The organism is Sphingobium sp. MK2 (assembly GCF_040170545.1).
Taxonomy (GTDB): Bacteria; Pseudomonadota; Alphaproteobacteria; order Sphingomonadales; family Sphingomonadaceae; genus Sphingobium.
The window spans coordinates 1-17,267 of record NZ_JAZDXA010000010.1; the positions used below are offsets into that span (position 1 = coordinate 1).

At 65.9% G+C, this 17,267-nt stretch carries 21 protein-coding genes; 15 read left to right on the top strand and 6 right to left on the bottom strand.

Translation table 11 applies throughout. From position 1 onward, the window contains the following. Positions 1 to 437: 437 nt before the first annotated feature. From V2I08_RS06260 to V2I08_RS06300, 9 genes are all read left to right on the top strand, one after another. Complete coding sequence (locus tag V2I08_RS06260) at positions 438 to 989, top strand: tail tape measure protein (RefSeq protein WP_349634341.1); 552 nt, start codon at positions 438 to 440, stop codon at positions 987 to 989. Then, positions 989 to 3,319, top strand: coding sequence for a DUF2460 domain-containing protein (locus tag V2I08_RS06265; RefSeq protein ID WP_349634342.1), 2,331 nt, complete (start codon positions 989 to 991; stop codon positions 3,317 to 3,319). The genes V2I08_RS06260 and V2I08_RS06265 overlap by 1 nt, the downstream gene beginning before the upstream one ends. Next, positions 3,316 to 4,131, top strand: a complete 816-nt coding sequence (locus V2I08_RS06270; protein WP_349634343.1) for a DUF2163 domain-containing protein — start codon at positions 3,316 to 3,318, stop codon at positions 4,129 to 4,131. The genes V2I08_RS06265 and V2I08_RS06270 overlap by 4 nt, the downstream gene beginning before the upstream one ends. Then, complete coding sequence (locus tag V2I08_RS06275) at positions 4,128 to 4,532, top strand: peptidoglycan endopeptidase (RefSeq protein WP_349634344.1); 405 nt, start codon at positions 4,128 to 4,130, stop codon at positions 4,530 to 4,532. Before V2I08_RS06270 ends, V2I08_RS06275 begins: the two co-directional genes overlap by 4 nt. A 67-nt stretch (positions 4,533 to 4,599) precedes the next feature. Continuing rightward, positions 4,600 to 6,798 (top strand): phage tail protein, encoded by a 2,199-nt coding sequence (locus tag V2I08_RS06280; RefSeq protein ID WP_349634345.1) that lies wholly within the window; start codon positions 4,600 to 4,602, stop codon positions 6,796 to 6,798. Between the two features lie 35 nt (positions 6,799 to 6,833). Next, the gene (locus V2I08_RS06285; protein WP_349634346.1) at positions 6,834 to 7,331 is read left to right on the top strand and encodes a DUF2793 domain-containing protein; all 498 of its coding nucleotides are present in this window, start codon (positions 6,834 to 6,836) and stop codon (positions 7,329 to 7,331) included. A gap of 200 nt (positions 7,332 to 7,531) precedes the next feature. After that, positions 7,532 to 8,617: an OmpA family protein gene (locus V2I08_RS06290; protein ID WP_349634347.1), complete on the top strand. Its 1,086-nt coding sequence runs from the start codon at positions 7,532 to 7,534 to the stop codon at positions 8,615 to 8,617. Between the two features lie 221 nt (positions 8,618 to 8,838). Further along, complete coding sequence (locus tag V2I08_RS06295) at positions 8,839 to 8,979, top strand: hypothetical protein (RefSeq protein ID WP_349634348.1); 141 nt, start codon at positions 8,839 to 8,841, stop codon at positions 8,977 to 8,979. A 77-nt stretch (positions 8,980 to 9,056) separates the two neighbouring features. Then, on the top strand, positions 9,057 to 9,599 hold the full coding sequence (locus V2I08_RS06300) for a superoxide dismutase family protein (RefSeq protein WP_349634349.1): 543 nt from the start codon (positions 9,057 to 9,059) through the stop codon (positions 9,597 to 9,599). A gap of 20 nt (positions 9,600 to 9,619) precedes the next feature. On the opposite strand, the gene thpR is transcribed toward V2I08_RS06300, so the two are convergent. After that, the gene (thpR, locus tag V2I08_RS06305) at positions 9,620 to 10,159 is read right to left on the bottom strand and encodes an RNA 2',3'-cyclic phosphodiesterase (RefSeq protein WP_349634350.1); all 540 of its coding nucleotides are present in this window, start codon (positions 10,157 to 10,159) and stop codon (positions 9,620 to 9,622) included. A 139-nt stretch (positions 10,160 to 10,298) separates the two neighbouring features. Here thpR and V2I08_RS06310 point away from each other — a divergent pair, with 139 nt between their 5' ends. Beyond that, the gene (locus tag V2I08_RS06310) at positions 10,299 to 11,048 is read left to right on the top strand and encodes a Bax inhibitor-1/YccA family protein (RefSeq protein ID WP_349634351.1); all 750 of its coding nucleotides are present in this window, start codon (positions 10,299 to 10,301) and stop codon (positions 11,046 to 11,048) included. A 115-nt stretch (positions 11,049 to 11,163) separates the two neighbouring features. Here the strand turns inward: V2I08_RS06310 and V2I08_RS06315 are convergent, their stop codons facing one another. Continuing rightward, on the bottom strand, positions 11,164 to 11,790 hold the full coding sequence (locus V2I08_RS06315; RefSeq protein ID WP_349634352.1) for a glutathione S-transferase family protein: 627 nt from the start codon (positions 11,788 to 11,790) through the stop codon (positions 11,164 to 11,166). 224 nt (positions 11,791 to 12,014) lie between these two features. On the opposite strand from V2I08_RS06315, the gene V2I08_RS06320 reads away from it, so the two are divergent. The 5 genes from V2I08_RS06320 to V2I08_RS06340 all read left to right on the top strand — a co-directional run bounded on the left by V2I08_RS06320 (position 12,015) and on the right by V2I08_RS06340 (position 14,838). Further along, positions 12,015 to 12,473: a helix-turn-helix transcriptional regulator gene (locus tag V2I08_RS06320; RefSeq protein ID WP_349634353.1), complete on the top strand. Its 459-nt coding sequence runs from the start codon at positions 12,015 to 12,017 to the stop codon at positions 12,471 to 12,473. Between the two features lie 79 nt (positions 12,474 to 12,552). Beyond that, the gene (locus V2I08_RS06325) at positions 12,553 to 12,900 is read left to right on the top strand and encodes a hypothetical protein (protein WP_349634354.1); all 348 of its coding nucleotides are present in this window, start codon (positions 12,553 to 12,555) and stop codon (positions 12,898 to 12,900) included. A gap of 50 nt (positions 12,901 to 12,950) precedes the next feature. Further along, complete coding sequence (locus V2I08_RS06330; protein WP_349634355.1) at positions 12,951 to 13,379, top strand: hypothetical protein; 429 nt, start codon at positions 12,951 to 12,953, stop codon at positions 13,377 to 13,379. Next, positions 13,376 to 13,813: a response regulator gene (locus V2I08_RS06335; RefSeq protein WP_349634356.1), complete on the top strand. Its 438-nt coding sequence runs from the start codon at positions 13,376 to 13,378 to the stop codon at positions 13,811 to 13,813. Before V2I08_RS06330 ends, V2I08_RS06335 begins: the two co-directional genes overlap by 4 nt. Positions 13,814 to 13,848: 35 nt before the next feature. Next, positions 13,849 to 14,838, top strand: coding sequence for a threonine/serine dehydratase (locus V2I08_RS06340; protein WP_349634357.1), 990 nt, complete (start codon positions 13,849 to 13,851; stop codon positions 14,836 to 14,838). Between the two features lie 14 nt (positions 14,839 to 14,852). Here V2I08_RS06340 and V2I08_RS06345 read toward each other — a convergent pair whose 3' ends face one another. The 4 genes from V2I08_RS06345 to V2I08_RS06360 form a co-directional block, all read right to left on the bottom strand. Beyond that, positions 14,853 to 15,548 carry a tRNA (guanine(46)-N(7))-methyltransferase TrmB gene (locus tag V2I08_RS06345; RefSeq protein ID WP_349634358.1) on the bottom strand — a complete coding sequence of 232 codons (696 nt, stop codon included), beginning with the start codon at positions 15,546 to 15,548 and terminating at the stop codon, positions 14,853 to 14,855. 40 nt (positions 15,549 to 15,588) lie between these two features. Next, a complete protein-coding gene (locus V2I08_RS06350) occupies positions 15,589 to 15,984 on the bottom strand; it encodes an MAPEG family protein (RefSeq protein WP_349634359.1) in 396 nt (131 codons plus the stop codon). A 78-nt stretch (positions 15,985 to 16,062) separates the two neighbouring features. Next, positions 16,063 to 16,776, bottom strand: a complete 714-nt coding sequence (locus V2I08_RS06355; RefSeq protein WP_349634360.1) for a TorF family putative porin — start codon at positions 16,774 to 16,776, stop codon at positions 16,063 to 16,065. A gap of 7 nt (positions 16,777 to 16,783) precedes the next feature. Beyond that, positions 16,784 to 17,194, bottom strand: coding sequence for a hypothetical protein (locus V2I08_RS06360; protein ID WP_096061985.1), 411 nt, complete (start codon positions 17,192 to 17,194; stop codon positions 16,784 to 16,786). Between the last annotated feature and the right edge of the window lie 73 nt (positions 17,195 to 17,267).

Consider the following 17,267-nt stretch of genomic DNA (forward strand, 5'->3'; position numbering starts at 1 on the left):
GGCGGCACGTCCTTATGGCCGCTGCACAGCGAGCAGGAACACGGGCGGCAATGCGTCGAGGCATTGCGCCCGACCGCGCGCGGAGAGTGCTCCGGCGCGGTGAGACCGCGCGACCACAGCCCCATGATCCGGCGCGCCTGCGCCTTCATGCGTTCTTCGTCCTGTCTGCGCCGTGCCCGCATGGTGTCCGTCCTATGGCTTCCGTTCTCGCCCGTTCGCTCGCCTTGTAGCGCCATGCCGAGTCGCCGCAACCGCATTTGCGGCGACTCGGCATTTCGGCCACTATGACTCAGGAAATGATCTGTTTGGGTAGAATCTCCTGCACAGTTCCTGCACAGGTAAAAACAGCCTATTTTCCTGATTGTATATCAATGTCTTAGGAATATACCTCTATCCCCGCCGGGGAGAAGGTTTTATTTTTTTAATGGGAGGCGCTGGTGGACGAGGAAATCGAGACGCTGGTGGTGCGGGTTCGGGCGGATAGGCAGGGGTTGATCCGCGATGTCGAGGCGATGCGGGCGGGGTTGGAGGGGCCGCTGGGCGAGGGGGCCGAGCGGGCCGGGCGGCGGATCGAGCAGGGGCTGATGCGGGCGGTGCGGACCGGCAAGTTCGGGTTCGAGGATTTGCGGCGGATCGCGCTGTCGGTGCTGGACGAGATTGCGGCGGGTGCGGTGCGTGGCGCGGTCGGCGGCGGTAGTAGCGGCGGCGGACTGGTGAGCCTGGGCGCGTCGCTGCTGACGGCGGCGCTGGGGTTGCCGGGGCGGGCGATGGGCGGGCCGGTGGCGCCGGGGCGGGCCTATATGGTGGGCGAGCGCGGGCCGGAAATGTTCGTGCCGACGAGCAGCGGGCAGGTGGTTGCGGGCGGCGGCGGCGCGCGTGACGTGCGGGTGAGCATCGCGGTCAATGGGCGCGGCGGCGAGAGCGAGCCGCGCTTGCTGGCGCGCAGCGCGCGGCAGGTGGCGCGGGCGGTGAAGGGGGTGCTGGGCTGATGGCGGGACTTGATTATTGGCTGGCGGACGCGCAGCGGGGGCAGGAGACGCGCTGGATCAAGCGGTTCGCGCCGACGCATTGGACCGTCAACTTTCCGCGGCCGATGATGGCGAGCGTCGTCACGACTGCGGCGGATGCCGTGCGGGTGGATGTGGTTTTCTATGGGTCGGGCGATCTGGCGGGGTTGATCTGGGACGCGGTGGATGGGTGGAGCCATCCGCTGTTGGCCTATGAGACGGCGCGCGATTTTCGCGACTGCGTGTTGCGGTTCCGCTGGCGCAGCGGGGGCGTGCGCAAGCTGGACGAGACGCATGGGCCGACGCTGACGATCGAGGGGCGGGACGCAAGCGGGGTGGCGCGGGCCTGGTATGTGCGTTTGTGGAATTATGCGAATGGCGGGCCGGAAGATGCGGAAATACTGCTGGATTTTGCCGCGTTGGAGGGTGGCTATCTGTTGCCGGACGAAAGCGATCCGGTGTGGGCTGGGGATATCGACCGGATGTTTATCTCGCTGGTGCCGCCCGATTATGATGCGGGGGCGACGCCCTTTGCCGGGGCGCAGGAGGGTTGGGCCGAACTGACCGGGATGCATTGCGACGGGGCGGGGTCGGTGCTGGTGGTGGGCGATGTCATGCTGCCCGAACATGGGCTGTCCATGGCGACAGGCTATGACGATTGTTTCAACCAGACGCCGCAGCGGGTGGTCGAGGCGATCCATGCGCTGGGCTATCGCGGGGCGATCAACCATTATGTGGGGATGAGCCATTATTTCCGGCTCGAACGGGTGGGCGAGGGGCTATATGTCAGCCTGACCGGGGGCGCGCTGAATGCGCCCTGCGCGGCGTGGCACCGGGACTTTGCGGCGCAGGCGAAGCGGCTGGGCTTCGATGTGATCTGGTCGCTATCCTATGAATTGTTCGATGCGCATTGCTGGAACGACTGGAAGCAGCGGGCGGGCAATGGCGACCCGGCGCTGACCGGATGGGAGCCGCCATCGACCTTGCTGTCGCCCGCGCATGGCGGGGCGATGTCTTATCTGCAGGCGGTGGCGCTGGCCTTTATTTCCATAGGGTTGGCGGCGGAATTGCCGATCCTGTTTCAGGTGGGGGAGCCATGGTGGTGGGTGATGCCTGCCGATGGGCGGATATGCCTGTATGACGACGCGGCGCGGACGGCCTTTGGCGGCGATCCGGTGGCGATTGCCGATGTGCGGGGGGAATTGGATGCCGCTCAATGCGCGTTGCTGGATCAGGCGGGCGCGGTGCTGGCGGCATCGACGGCGGCGCTGTGCGCGGCGGTGAAGGCGGCGGTGCCAGGGGCGGTGACGCATTTGTTGGCCTATCTGCCGACGATCCTCGACCCGCAGGCGCCGGAGGCCAAGCGGGCGAACATGCCGCTGGGCTGGGCCGCGCCCGCGTTCGATGTGCTGCAACTGGAAGATTATGACTGGGTGACCGAAGGGCGGCCCGCGCGGACGGCGCAGGGGGTGGCGCTGGCGACGGCGCGGCTGGGCTATCCGGTGGAGGAGCAGCATTATCTGTCGGGCTTCGTGCTGATGCCGGAACAGGCGGGGCAATGGCGGGAGATCGTGGCGGCGGCGCAGGCGTCGGTGGCGCGGGGGAGCGCGGCGACCTTTATCTGGGCGCTGCCGCAGGTGTGCCGCGATGGCCTGACGCTTTTCAGGCAGGACGGGGAGGATGCGATGCAAGCCTTTGACGATGTGGTCTTTCCTTTGGGGATAGGGCGGGAGGCGAGCGTGTCGCCTGCCTTTTCGACGCAGATCGTGGAAAGCCCGTCGGGGCATGAGCGGCGCAGCAGCGATTGGGCCGATGCGCGCCTGTCCTTCGATGCGGGGCCGGGGGTGCGGAGCGAGGCGGATATTGCCACGCTGATCGCCTTCTTTCGCGCGCGGCGTGGTGCGGCGCGAGGGTTCCGCTTTGCCGATCCCTATGATGACCGCAGCGGCGCGCCGGGGAGCGTGCCGGGGCCGCTGGACCAGAGGTTGGGGATGGGCGACGGGGTGCGGACGAGCTTCCAACTCATGCGCTATTATGGCGTGGGTGACGAGGCGCAGGGGCGGATCATCACCCGGCCGGTGGCAGGGACGATCCGGGTGGCGGCCGATGGGGTCGAGATGAGCAGCGGGTGGAGCCATGCCGGGCTGGGGGTGATCGCGTTCGACGAGGCACCGGCGGACGGCGTGCTGCTGACCGCCGGGTTCCGCTTCGATGTGCCGGTGCGCTTTGCCGAGGACCGGATCGACATCAACCGCGCGACCTTTGCGGCGGGGGAAGCGCCGTCGGTGCCGTTGGTGGAGATACGCGAATGAGCGTGGGAGAGATGTTGGGGCAACCGCTTTGCACCCTGGCCTTTTGCTGGCGGGTCGAGCGGCGCGACGGGGTGACGATCGGGCTGACCAGCCATGATCGCGACCTTATTATCGGCGGGCTGCTGTACCGCGCCGCGCCGGGGATGACGCCATCGGCGATCCGCAGCGGCATCGGGCTGGACGGCGAGGATAGCGATGTCGGCGGGGCGCTGACGAGCGAGGCGATCAGCGAGGCGGACCTGATGGCGGGGCGCTGGGACGGGGCGGCGCTGGAGTTGCGGCTGACGCAATGGGAGGAACCGGGCGCGCTGTGGCTGTTGCTGGCATCGGGCGAGATGGGCGCAGTGGCGCGCAAAGGGGCGGCTTTTACCGCCGAACTGGTCGGTGCGGCGGCGGTGCTGGGGGCGGCGGTGGTGCCATCGACCGCGCCCGATTGCCGGGCGCGGCTGGGCGACCGGGCGTGCCGGGTGGATATGGCCGGGCGGCGACGGGTGGTGACGGTTGCGGGTGTGGCGGATGCTGTGGTGGCGATCGGCGGGCTGGCGGCGGGGGACTATGGTTTTGGCACGTTGCGCTGGCTGGGCGGGGCCAATGCCGGGCTGACGCAGGGGGTGGCGGATAATGATGCGGCGGGGGTGACGCTGACCGATCCGCCTGCCTTTGGCGTAGAGCCTGGGACACTGGCGCTGCTGACGCAGGGGTGTGATCGGCAATTAGCGACCTGTGCCGGGCGCTTTGGCAATGCGGTCAATTTTCGCGGCGAGCCTTATTTGCCGGGGATGGACCTGTTGACGCGCTATCCCGGCGCATGAGTGGGGCTGACCGGATCGTCGCGGCGGCGCGGGCGATGGTGGGGGTGCCGTTCCGGCTGCATGGGCGCAGCGACGCGGGGGTGGATTGCGTCGGGCTGGCGGTATTGGCGCTGGGACAGGATGGGGCTGGGCCGGTCGCTTATGGGTTGCGAAGCGGGGATGTCGGGCTGGCCGAGCGCTGGCTGGGTGCGGCGGGGCTGGTCCGGGTGGACAAGGGCGCGCCAGGCGACCTGGCGCTGGTGCGACCGGGGCCGTTGCAACTGCATCTGATGATTTTGGTGCCGGGCGGTTTTGTCCATGCGCATGCGGGGTTGCGGCGGGTGGTGGAGATGCCGGGGGCTTCGCCCTGGCCGGTGATGGGCTGGTGGCGGGCCGATGTGGGGCGCGCAACGATAGGGTGACACCCCTCCGTCTGGCCTGCGGCCAGCCACCTCCCCTGCCAGGGGAGGATTTTTAAGGGAAATCATTATGGCGACGGTGGTGCTGACGGCGGTGGGGACAGCGTTGGGCGGGCCGATCGGGGCGGCGATCGGCGCGGTGCTGGGCAATGTGATCGACCGGGAAATATTGTTCAAGCCCAAGGGGCGCGAGGGGCCGCGCCTGTCCGATTTGCAGATCCAGACATCGACCTATGGCGCGCAAATCCCGCGCCTGTTCGGGACGATGCGGGTGGCGGGGACGGTGATCTGGGCCACCGATCTGAAGGAAGTGCGCAGCAAGAGCGGCGGCGGCAAGGGGCGGTCGAGCGTGGCCAGCTATAGCTATAGCGCGAGTTTCGCGGTGGCCTTGTCGGCGCGGGCGATCGGGTCGATCGGGCGGATCTGGGCCGATGGCAATTTGCTGCGCGGGGTGGCGGGGGATTTCAAGACCGAGCTGTCGGCCTTTCGCGTGCATGGGGGCGGCGAGGATCAGGCGGTCGATCCGCTGATCGCGTCAGCGCAAGGGGTGGCGATGACGCCCGCGCATCGGGGGATGGCCTATGTGCTGTTCGAGGATCTGGCGCTGGCCGATTATGGCAATCGCATTCCGTCGCTGACGTTCGAGGTGGTGGCGGAAGCCGGGCCGGTGTCGGTGGGGGCGATTGCCTCCGATTTGAGCGACGGGGCGCTGGGCGGTGAGGGTCTGCCGGAGGTGGCGGGCTTTGCGGCGAGCGGCGGGGATGTGCGCGAGGCGATTGCGACGCTGGCCGAGGTGCATGGGCTGGCGTTGCAGAGCGATGCGGGCGGATTACGGCTGACGGCGGCGGGCAGCTTGGCGAGTGGGCATGTCGATGCGACAATGCTGGCGCGGCGGGTCAATGGACGGGCGATGGACGCGATCGAGCGGTCGGCGGCGGCGGCCGAGACGGTGCCGGTGGCGCTGTCGTTGCGCCATTATGATGGTGCGCGCGATTATCAGGCCGGGGTGCAGCGGGTGATGCGGCCGGGGCCGGGGCGGGTCGAGCGCGGCGTCGAACTGCCGGCCGTGCTGGAGGCGGGCGCGGCGCGGGCGCTGGCGGGCGCGCGGTTGCAGGCGGGATGGGCCGGGCGGGCGACGATGACATTGCGGTGCGACTGGTCGGCGCTGGGGCTGGCGGTGGGCGCGGTGGTCAGTGTGGACGATGCGCCGGGACTGTGGCGAATCGAGGAGCGGGAATGGGAGGGCATGGCGGTGCGGCTGGCGCTGCGCCGGGTGCCGGGGGCCGGGCCAGTGATGCCGGGCGCGGCGTCGTCCGGCGCGATCGTGCGGCAGGTGGATGCGCCGCATGGGGCCACGCACTTGGTTCTCGCTGAATTGCCGCCGGTGCGCGAGGGGCTGGCCGACGGGCCGTTGATCGTGGCGGCGGCGAGCGGGGGCGCGGGGTGGCGCAGCGCGGCGCTGTTCGTGATGAGCGGGACGGGGGAGGCGGTGCCGATCGGGCCGAGTGCGCCGCGCGCGGTGGTCGGCGTGGCGGAGACGGCCTTGCCGGTCGGAAGTGCGACATTGGTGGATGCGCGCCATGCGCTGACGGTGGCGTTGCTGGCCGATGATATGGATGTGTTTCCGACCGATGAGGCCGGGTTGGCGCAGGGGCGGAACCTGTGCCTGGTCGGGCGGGAGTTGATGCAGTTTGCGGGCGTCGAGGCGCTGGGGGCTGGGCGGTTCGTGCTGAGGGGGTTGCGGCGGGGGCTGCGCGGGACCGAATGGGCGATGGCGGTGCATGAGGCGGGCGAGCCTTTCCTGCTGATCGAGGAGGATCGGCTGGTCGAGCCGCTGACGGCGCTGGGCGGGCAGGGCGAGATCGGCGCGATGGTCGAGATGCGCGCGGTGGGGCGCGGTGATGCGGTGCCGGTGGCGGCGGCGCTGACGATCGGCGGTGATGCGGTGATGCCGCCGTCGCCGGTGCATCTGGCCGCGCGAGCGACGGTGGACGGCTGGGCGTTTGGCTGGACACGGCGGAGCCGCAACGGGTGGCGCTGGGTGAGTGGGGGCGACGTGCCGCTGGGCGAGGAGAGTGAGCGCTATGCGGTGACGGTGCTGGACGGCGGGGCAGTGGTGCGCGCGGCGGAAAGCGCGACGCCGCAATGGCAGTATGCGGCGGCGATGATCGCGACGGACGGGGTGGCAAGCCGCGCGTTGGTGCTGGAGGTGCGGCAGGTGGGGACGCTGGCGACCGGGCGGGCGGCGCGGGTCGATTTTACCGCCTGATTAGAGATGGTTGTTAGTGTATCGGGAGACGGGATATGGACGGGACGCCGCGATGGGCCTTGCCCTTTTTGTTCGCCGGGCAGGCGCAGAAGGAAATGTTCCACAATGAGGCGCTGGTGCGGATCGACGCGCTGGTTCACGGGGTGGCGCAGAGCGCGGACCTGGCCAGCCCGCCGGTTGCGCCGGAGATCGGCCAATGCTGGATCGTTCCCGACGGGGCGACGGGGGCGTGGGACGGGAATGACGGGGCGGTGGCGTTATGGACCGACGGCGGATGGCGCTTCATCGCGGCAAAGGCGGGATTGCGGATGCTGGTGGCGGATCGCGATCATGCACTGCAACATGATGGCAGCGTCTGGCGCGGCAGTGCCGAGCGTAGCGATGGCCTCTATATTGACGATGTAAAAGTCGTCGGCGCGCGGCAGCCGGGAATCGCTGCGCCGACCGGAGGCGTAACGATTGACAGCGAAGCGCGTAATAGCATCGCGCTGATGCTGACTGCTTTGCGGGCACATGGCCTCATTCTTTCGTAATTCTGTCATAATTGTATTTTTATGTTGGGCCGCCCCGCTATTAGCAGTAGGGGAGTGATGAATAGCCTGAATCGCGAACGAAGAGCGTGCTACTGCGCTATTTTTGCAACGGTTTCTCTATTTGTGGACTTGCCATGAAACCTTCTTCCCGATACAGGGTTTCAGCAGTCCTTCGTGACACTTTTGAAAGGGGAATTCAGATGCGGAAGCTTGCCCTCGCGGCTGCTCTTGCTACCACTGTCCTGGCCACCCCGGCCATGGCACGTGATAATAGCTGGTATATTGGCGTGGACGCCGGTGTGCTGCTGGTCGAAGACCAGAACATGACCTTCTCGGCTGTACCTCCCGGCGGTCGCGCCGGTCCGTCGATCGACTATCATAAGGGTTATGACGTCGACGCCAACATCGGTTACGACTTTGGTGGTTTCCGCCTGGAGGCCGAAGCGGCCTACAAGCGCGCCAAGATCGATCTCGACAAGATGGGCCCGGTTGGCCAGCGTTTCGGCGGTGCCACTTCGGCTCTGTCGTTCATGCTGAACGGCTTGCTGGACTTTGGTCCCGATGATGGCCTGCAGGGCTTCGTCGGCGGTGGTGTTGGCGTTTCGCGCGCCAAGGTTGCCTCGGACATCGTCAATGACAGCGACACGGGTTTTGCATGGCAGGCTCTGGCCGGCGTGCGTTACCCCGTCACCAACAATGTCGACGTTTCGCTGAAATATCGTTTCTTCAACCAGGACGATATCAAGCTGATCCCGGCATATCAGAGCGTGTACGGCCAGGCCGGTTCGACCGCAGACACCAAGCTGCGTACGCACAGCCTGCTGCTCGGCCTGACCTACAACTTCGGTTCGCCGGCTGAAGCGGCTCCTCCGCCGCCCCCGCCGCCGCCCCCGCCGCCCCCGCCGCCGCCTCCTCCGCCGCCTCCGGTCGCGGAATGCAGCCCCGGACCGTACATCGTGTTCTTCGAATGGGACAAGTCGGACGTCACGCCTGACGCCGCCACCATTCTGGACAACGCGGTTTCGGCCTACAGCAACTGCGGCAGCGCCCAGGTCATGCTGGCCGGTTATGCGGATAAGTCGGGTTCGGCCGCTTACAACGTTGGTCTGTCGCAGCGTCGCGCTGACAGCGTGAAGGCTTATATGGCTTCGAAGGGTATCCCTGACGGCGTCATGATGACCCAGGCGTTCGGTGAAACGAACCCCCGCGTCGAAACCGCCGACGGCGTTCGCGAACTGCAGAACCGTCGCGTGGAAATCACCTACGGTCCCGGTTCGGGCATGTAAGATTTTCCGTCCTTCGGGATGGAGAATGGATGAGGGGCTGGTCGCAAGACCAGCCCCTTTTTCTTTGTGCTTGTGGCAGGACCGGGTGACGATCTTCGGAGGAGGGCGGATGCCGCGCACTCTGTAAGGCTCGATGACATGCGATCCCTTCCCCCGGTCCCGCGTCCGCGATCACGAGCCGAGTTCAATCCAACCCGCTTGAGCAGCGGACGCACGCCGATGTGCTGGCGATACCGGACCAGCTTGCGGGCGCTGTCGTCCATCCGGTGGTCGATGGCCAGGGAGCGGCCGACGTGGATGTGCCTGTTGCGCGCCTGATCGCGCGATCATGCGGGAAAGTCGTGATTATTGCGGGTGCGTGATGATAGGACGATACGGATCGGCAACAAAAGCCCGTCTGTCGCGTTGCCTGTTCATTCATGTCCTTTAGGAGTCCGCTATGCGCTTTTCCCCGCTTCTTGCCGCCCTGCCTTTAGCCCTGGCCGTCAGTGCCTGCGCCACCACTGGCTCCAATACTGCCTCGACGGCCGCATCGATGGCGGGTGCCAAGCTGATGGCTGGCGATGGCGCGGCGCGGGGCGAGGCACGGATCACCGAAGCGGCCGATGGCCTGCATGTGGTGGTCAAGGCGATGGGCGTGACGCCGGGCCTGCATGCCGTGCATGTTCACACAACAGGGCTTTGTACCGGACCGGACTTTACCAGCGCGGGCGGGCATTGGAACCCGACAGGCCGCCAGCATGGCATGGATAATCCGGCCGGGATGCATATGGGTGACATGCCCAATATGCTGGTCGGACCAGACGGCACGGGGGAAATCGAATATCATATCGCGGGTGGGACGATCCGCAGCGGCGCGACGCCCTTGCTGGACGCCGATGGCGCGGCCGTGGTCATCCACGCCCAGGCTGACGACAATAAGAGCGACCCGGCCGGCAATGCCGGCGGGCGCATCGCCTGTGGCGTGATCGCCGCGAAGTGACATTGGGTGGGCGGCCCAGTTTAATCGGGGTCGCCCCCATAATGATCGATGGCATGATAGCTCGCGCCGCCATGGCCGAGACGGCTTTCGAACAGCGTAAAGCCGTCGACGGTGAAGGATGGACTGGCGAGGGCGGCGTGGCGGGCTAGAAACGGCTCGACAGCGCCGCCGCTGCGGCCAAAGCGCGCCAAGGTGACGTGCGGGAGATAGGCCCGCTCTTCAGGGGCCAGGCCGACCGCGACGCAGGCGCGGTCGATCTTGCGATGGAGGCTGGCGAGCGGCTCGCGCGGCTGGACCCCGGCCCAAAGCGTATCGACGATGCCCTTGCGATCGAAGGTGCCGACACCCGATAGGCGGACGGCGAAAGATGCAAAGCGGATGGCTTGCAGCGCATCGGCCAGATCATTGGCGCGATGTCGATCGATTTCGCCGACAAAGCGCAGGGTCAGATGCAACTGGGCGTCGCTTTGCCATCGCGCGCCCGCGATGCCGCCCATGATCGCAAGCAGCGCGGCCCGATGGCCGGCGGGAGGGCGAATGGCGACGAACAGGCGATGCATGGGGTGGGGATAGCCGCTTGCGCCCGGCCGCGCCAATTGTAACGTAAGAATGCTGGACCATAGCAGACTTGAATCCGGCGGCCAAAATGCCGATAATGGAGGTGTCGGCATTGGATGACCGACAAAGGAGACGATTTTCATGGCCAACTGGTCCGACCCCCGTTCCGACACCCGTTCGAATATGGCGGGCTTTGGCGGCGCGACCGCTGATCGCAGCGCGGCTTTCGACGCCGGTCTGCGCGCCTATATGCTGTCGGTGTATAATTATATGGCAAGCGGCGTGCTGCTGACGGGCATCGTCGCCATGCTGTTCGCGTCGAGCGGCATGGCCGCGCAGGTGCTGGGCGGCCCCGGCATTCTGAAATATGTCATCATGTTCGCGCCGCTGGCTTTCGTGATGGTGCTGAGCTTTGGCATCAACAAGCTGTCGACGGCGGCCGCGCAAGGTCTGTTCTGGGCTTATGCCGCGGTGATGGGCCTGTCGCTCTCGTCAATCTTCCTGGTCTATACCGGCACGTCGATCGCGCAGACCTTCTTCGCGACGGCGGCGGCGTTCGCAGGCCTCAGCCTGTTCGGCTACACCACCAAGAAGGATCTGTCGGGTTTCGGCACCTTCCTGATCATGGGTGTGGTCGGCCTGATCGTCGCGATGCTGATCAACCTGTTCCTCCGCTCCAGCGTGATGGATCTGGTCATCAGCGGCGTTGGCGTGCTGTTGTTCGCCGGGCTGACGGCCTATGACACGCAGAAGATCAAGAGCATCTATGCCCATGTTGCGGGCACGGACATGATGGGCAAGACGGTCATCATGGGGGCGCTGAACCTCTATCTCGACTTCATCAACATGTTCCTGTTCCTGCTGCGCTTCATGGGCGGCAGCCGCGACTGATCTCGCAGAATGACGGCATGAAAAAAGGCCCGGCGGAGCGATCCGCCGGGCCTTTTTGGTTTTGCGTGTCCGCGACATGCCGTGTTTCGACCTTGCGCGCCACGAACGGCGTGGATCAGTCCGGCTTCTTCATCTCGGCGATGAGGGCGTTGTCGATCGCCTTCTGCCGCTGATAGGCCGGACGCGCGCGCAGGCGATCGGCATAGGCGGTGAAGGCGGGCGAGGCCGATATGGTGCCGAAGGCGAGCCCCCAGTCAATTTGCGACCCCACATAGACATCGGCGGCGGTAAACTGATCGCCACAAATCCATTGCGGCCCCGACACCGCCTGTTCGAGCGCATGCAACACATCGTCGAGCGAGCCATAGCCTGCCGAGCGCTCGCGGCCTTCGGGGACGACGAAGCCCATCGCCTTGTTGGTGATGGCAGCTTCGAGCGGCCCGGCGGCGAAAAAAAGCCAGCGATAATAGGCGCCGCGCGCATCGGTGGGCGGCGCAAGATTGGCGGCCGGGAAGGCGTCGGCGAGATAGGCGCAGATGGCGGCGCATTCGGTGACCACCGTGTCGCCGTGGCGAATCGCGGGCACCTTGCCCATCGGGTTGATGGCGAGATAGTCGGGTGCCTTCATGGTCGTGCCATAGTCGAGAATCACGGTTTCATAGGGAACGCCGGTTTCCTCCAGCATCCAGCGGGCGATCTGCCCGCGCGACATGGGGTTGGTGTATAGGGTTAGGCTGGTCATGCGCTGGGACTCCTGCAGGATGGGCGCGATTATGCGACAGGACCGGCGGCGGGGCCAGTGGGCTGTACGCCAGATCAGATATGTCCGAAATTTCCGATTTTTCTAAACAAGATTCAGGGATAGGAAACAGCTTCACATTAATAAGAGGCAATTCTGCCCCCGTTTCATGGTATCCGTTTATGACTAAGGCCAGGCCCATATCGTCGCAGAGGCAGGGAAGACGCATGTTGGAAGACCGGATTGCCAAGCTGTCCGACGTGCAGAAACAATGTCTGCGCCTTGCCGCGAGCGGACGCAGCTCCAAGGAAATCGCGCCTGAAGTGGGCCTGTCGCACCAGACGGTCGACCAATATATCCACCGTGCCCGCGTCACGCTGGGCGCGGAAAACCGGCGCGATGCGGCCCGCATTCTGATGGATGCGGAGAGTGCGCAGCCGTTCAAACAATTTGAATTAAAGCCGTCACGCCTTGATGACCCGCAGGATTCCACCATTATGGACCTACCGGCTGCCGAGCCAGTGACGTTAGTCGAACGGATCGGCCTGCCGCCCATCGGAGGCAAGACGAATGACCTGACCGTTCAGCAAAGGCTATATGCGATAGCCCGGATTGCCTTTTTCCTGATGATCACCGCGACGGCGATCATCATCATCAGCAAGGGTGCGTTCGTCGTCCTGTCCTGACCCTGACGACGCCGCCCGACCTTTCCATCTTTTTAACCGTAGCAACGTGGAGCCATGCGGTTCCGCGAGGGGATATGCCATGCCTGATTATAATCCGATGCTCGCCCGCCGTGTCGTGACCGATATCGGCCGTACGCATAATGCGATCGACGGGGCGCTCAAGAAGCTGTCGATGCTGACGACCGATGTGCTGGAAGCCTTTGGCGACGCGCAGTTGAACGATGCGATGACGCAGCCGGTGCTGGAAGATATCGCCAATGGCTTTTCGACGATCGTGGCGGGGCGCGGCGCATTTGTCAGCGCGCATCAGAAGCTCATCGAGATGAAGATGGACTCCAACCTGCGCAAGGTCGAGATTGGGTGTTCGATCGGGCCGATCTGTCCGCTGCCTTTCGTCGAAGAAGCGCAACTGCGTGAGGTTGCGTAACCAGATCCGCAATGATGCGGTGCCTGCGATCTTGAAGTGACCCCACGGCCATGCTGCTTCTGACCTATTGGATCATGACCCTTTGCTGCTGCATTTATGCAGCGGCGAAGGGCGGCGCGACCGGACGGGTGGGTGCGGCCATCGTCCTGTTCAAGACGGTGGCCATCGCGCTCGTCACCTATGTCGAGCGTGACTGGCAGATGACGTCCTATTCGCTGTTGCAGGTGGATGCGGCGTGTCTGGTCGCCTTTTTGTGGCTGAGTTTGCGAAGCGACGAGTATTGGCCGCTCTGGTCGACCGCCTGCCAGTTTCTGGCGGTGGCGATCCATGTGACGACGCTGGTGCAGCCTGAACTGACTCCCAAAGTCTATCAGGGGCTGCATAGCCTGTGGGCGATTCCGATGCAGTTGTTCATGGTGCGAGGGATCGCGCTCGATCGCCGCTTCCTGCGGTGGCGGAAGGGGATGATCACGACATGAGCCAGCCCCATCGTATAGCAGGAAAGCCAGTGGCGATGAGCCAGAACTATCGAATATTGCATGTCGATAATGACAGCGACATGCGACTGGTGGTCGAGATGGCGACACTGTTGGACACCGACATGACCATTCGCAGCGTGGCGAGCGGCGCGGCGGCACTCGACCTGTGCCTGGAGCAGCAGGCGCGGCCGGACATTTTGATGCTCGACTATCGTTTGCCCGATATGAGCGGGGCAGACCTGTTGCGGCGGCTGCGCCGAGACCCTGCTTTTGCAAAGATGCCGGTCATTTTCCTGACCGACAGTGCCGGCCATGAGGCGGAGGAGGAAATGCGGGTGCTCGATCCCGCCGGGATATTGAACAAGCCGTTCAATCCGCTGTCGCTCGCCATCGACATTCGCCTGATGGCCGATCGCTGGAGCGCGATGCACTGATTGCGCGCGGATCGGTCATGACGCTAGGATGCGGCATGCCCGATCCGTTTGCCATCACCCCATCCGACATTTCCGACGCTGCCTGGATCATCGCGGCCGCGGCCGTCCGTACCCCGCTGATCGAAAATGATCGGCTCAACGCTCTGTGCGGGCGGCGGGTGTTGCTCAAGTTCGAGGGCGCGCAGCGGACCGGGTCGTTCAAATTTCGCGGGGCCTATAACCGGCTGGCGCGGCTGAATGCGGCGGAGCGGGCGGCGGGCGTGGTCGCCTGGTCATCGGGCAATCATGCCCAGGGCGTCGCCGACGCCGCACGGCTGCTGGGGATCGCGGCAACGATCGTGATGCCCGCCGATGCGCCCGCGATCAAGCTCGCCAATACGCGCGCGCTGGGGGCGGAGGTCGTGACGTACGACCGGCTGCGCGAGAGTCGCGAGGCGATTGCGACCACATTGGCGGAGCAGCGCGGCGCGACGCTGGTGCCCTCGTTCGACGATCCGTTCATCATCGCCGGGCAGGGGACGGTGGGGCTGGAGATTGTCGAGCAGGTGAAGGAACGGGACGCGACGCTGGGGCAAGTGCTGGTGTGTTGCGGTGGCGGTGGGCTGACGGCGGGGATCGCGACGGCGGTGAAGGCGCAGGTGCCCGATGCCGCAATCTATACGGTCGAACCGGCGGGGTTTGACGATACCGCCCGGTCGCTGCGCAGCGGGGTGCGCGAGGCTGTGGCGGCGGATGCGCGGTCGATTTGCGATGCGTTGCAGGCCCCGATGCCGGGTGCGATGACTTTTCTCATCAACAAGGCGCTGGTTACGGGTGGGCTGGTGGTGACTGATCGGCAGGTGCGCGAGGCGATGCGCTTTGCCTTTTCGACGCTCAAGCTGGTGGTCGAGCCGGGCGGGGCGGTGGCGCTGGCGGCGATGATGCAAGGGCTTGCGCCGCCGCAGGACGGGGTCAGCGTGGTGGTGCTGTCTGGTAGCAATGTCGACCCGCTTGACTATGCCGCGATGCTGACCGGCGCGGATTAGGGCAGCCGCGCCGTTCAGATGCGCCGGTAACGGAAGTACCAGACTTCATGGCCGAGCCGCCGGGCTTTCGCCTCATAACGGGTTTCGGGCCAGCCGCCGGGGCGGGTGAGGAAATCCTTGGGGTCGCTGGCTAGCCAGTCGAAATCGGGATGGCCGTTCATCACCATGAGCGCCCAGCGCAGATAGACGGGATGATCGGTGCCGAAGCGAAATTCCCCGCCCGGCTTGAGTTTGCGCGCGATCATCGCGACCGGGCCGGGGTTCATCATCCGACGCTTGGCGTGGCGCGCCTTGGGCCAGGGGTCGGGATGGAGCAGATAGACGAAGCTGAGCGATCCGTCGGGGATGCGGTTCAGCACGGTCAGGGCATCGCCCATATGGACGCGGACATTGCCGAGCGCGCCGTCGCGGATATGGCCAAGCGCGGTGACGACGCCGTTGAGGAACGGCTCGCAGCCGATAAAGCCATGGTCGGGCAGCAGGTCGGCGCGCCAGGCCATATGCTCGCCACCGCCAAAGCCGATCTCGAAATGGAGCGGGCGGTCATAGCCGAAGAGGTCGGCGGCTGTGATCGGGCCTTCGTCCGGCACCGACACGGCGGGCAATAGGGTATCGACCAGTTCCTGCTGCGCCTGGCGCAGCTTGTGCCCCGACTGGCGGCCATAGAGGCGGTTGAGCGTGGTCGGATCGCCGGGTTTATGCGCTGTCATGGGGCGGCCGCTTAGCGGGCGCGGGCGCGCGGGGCAAGGGTCAGAGGCCGAGCAGGGGCCAGAGGACCATGCCGAGGCCGATCAGGCTGACGAGGAAGATCAGCGTGCGGATCATCGGGATGCCAAGCGCGTAGACGGGGAGATAGGCGAGGCGCGCGCCGAGCCAGATCCAGGCGCCGAGCGCGGTGGTGTCGCTGGTGCGGCCCGCCAGCACCACGCCGATCAGCGCGACGATGGCGATCGGCAGGGTTTCCTGAAAATTGGCCTGGGCGCGGGTGAGGCGTCCGGCGAGGGGATGGAGCGGCGGGAGTTTTTCGTCGCGCGCGCCCATGTTCCAGCGCGGGCCATATTGTTTGGTCTTGAAATGCGCGGCGGCAAAGATGTGGACGAACAGCAGGACCATCGACCATGCCAGTATCGTCAGTTCGACAGCCATAGCGCGCGCCTCCATTGGGATAAGACGCGCACGCTATGGCATTGCGGCGGGCGCGACAAGCGCTGGATGGGTGTGCGCTTAGAGGCTGATGCCGACGCGCGCGATCAGGCGGTCGCCGGCATGGGTACGGGCGGGGCCGTCGATGCTGCTGCCGGCATAGCGGATGCCGGCGAACCATTGGCCGCGATACCAGTCGAGCGCGACGCCATGGTCCCAATAGCTGCCATCGGGGCGCAGGCGGGCGGCGGCGAGAGGGTCGCGCACGCTGCCCGACGAGCGGCCGACATGGCCCGACACGGTAAAGGGCGTGCCGGGGACCGCGACGGCGGCGGCGGCCGAGACATAGAGATTGTCGCCGCCGATCGCCGATTGGCGCGGGGCATAATGAGCGGCGATGTCGACGCTGGCCGGGCCGATGAGGAAGCCCGCCTGTGCGCCGACTTCGCCATAGCCCTGATCCGAGGCACCGGGGAAAAGATGGTAGCGGCCCTGCGCGGTCAGCCGCCAGCCGCCGATCTGCTGCGACCAGCTTGGGCCGATGTCGATCGCCGCGTCGGCGCCGCCATGGCGGGTGCTGCCCCACAGGGTGGTGGCTGCGCCATCGAGGCTGAGGCCGGAGGCGACGGGGACGGACAAGGTGCCGCGCAGCACCGGATCGCCATCGCTCCAGCTCAGGCCCCGGCGGCGTTCGTCACTGGCGGCTTCGATCGTGGCGGCAAGGCCGCGATCCTGCGCGACCGCGGGAATGGCATGGGCTGCGACGCCCAGCGCCGCCGCCCATGCCAGCCGCATGGCGAAATCAGTTCGACGCAAGCGCGCGCACCGAATCCAGTTCCGCCATCAAGGGCGCGCGATCGCGCTCGGCCATCGCCATCAAGGTCGAATGGATGCGATCGCCATGCTGGGCCAGCACCCGCTGTTCGAGATTTTTGCCACGCGAGCAGGCCCCAGACTCGCTGCCCGAAAAGCGGGTATCGCTGGCGATGGTGCGGGCCAGCGCGGGGCCGTGATCCAGCTTGCGGTCGACGACGACCGTGGCGGTCCAGTTGCAGCGTTGCATGTCCATGCGATTGGGCGTCTTGGCACCCACGGTTCGTGTCTGGACGTCGGCACGGGCGGTGTAGATCGCCTGAACCGGCGTGCCCTGATGCGTGAGTGGAACGGTGTGGGTGGCGGCCGCGGCCGCCAGGGCGATAAGGGTCAAACTCATGTCATTCTCCTGCTTGTTGGCGTCAGGCTATGTTGCCCGATCACCTGAGCTAGATGTAGGTATCCACTGTTGC